Below are 535 nucleotides of genomic sequence, written 5' to 3'. Positions count from 1 at the left end.
GCATCGCCCACGCCGATGTCATAACGGACATAGCCGCCGATGCGCAGGCAGGTTTCGGTGCCGGGGATGTAGAAGTAGCCAGCGCCGTAGACGTCGCAGATCTTGACGTATTCAGCGGGTTCCGGCTCGGCGACGACGACGGCGTCGGCGGCGCGCGCACCGGAAACTGCGATCAGGGCCGCAGCGGAGCCGAGGAGAAGGCTCTTAATGTTCATTTTCTGACCTCCAGTCAAAAGTTAAAAAACGGGTCTGGGTATTCTTTGCTGAAGGACAGCGTTCCCTGCCCCATCCCCACTACCGAAAAAGATGCGCACCGCGCCGCTCCTTCGAAATCGACATTACCCATGAGCCGGCGGCGTTCAACCACGATCGTACCGGCGAAAGGGCTGTTCGGCTGCTATCCCCCGGCGTTGTTGCACAAATGACACGATTTGGCCTCACTCAGAAAGCTCTCGTTAACCATCTACCCGTCCGCAACTCCTTGTTTGCCGCCGAATCCGGCGATCGGCCGACGGAATCATGGCCATGCCCCGAG

1 protein-coding gene is annotated in these 535 nt (G+C 59.6%); it reads right to left on the bottom strand.

Annotated features, from left to right (window positions below; all coding sequences use genetic code 11):
- A partial coding sequence (locus EN993_RS36635) for a porin (protein WP_206532505.1) occupies positions 1–215 on the bottom strand: 215 nt, incomplete at its 3' end.
- Positions 216–535: the final 320 nt, after the last annotated feature.

This window comes from Mesorhizobium sp. M7D.F.Ca.US.004.01.2.1, from assembly GCF_003997785.1.
GTDB classification, from domain to species: Bacteria; Pseudomonadota; Alphaproteobacteria; order Rhizobiales; family Rhizobiaceae; genus Mesorhizobium; species Mesorhizobium loti.
Note: the sequence above shows the minus strand (reverse complement) of the source record. Positions and strands in the feature narration are given on the sequence as shown.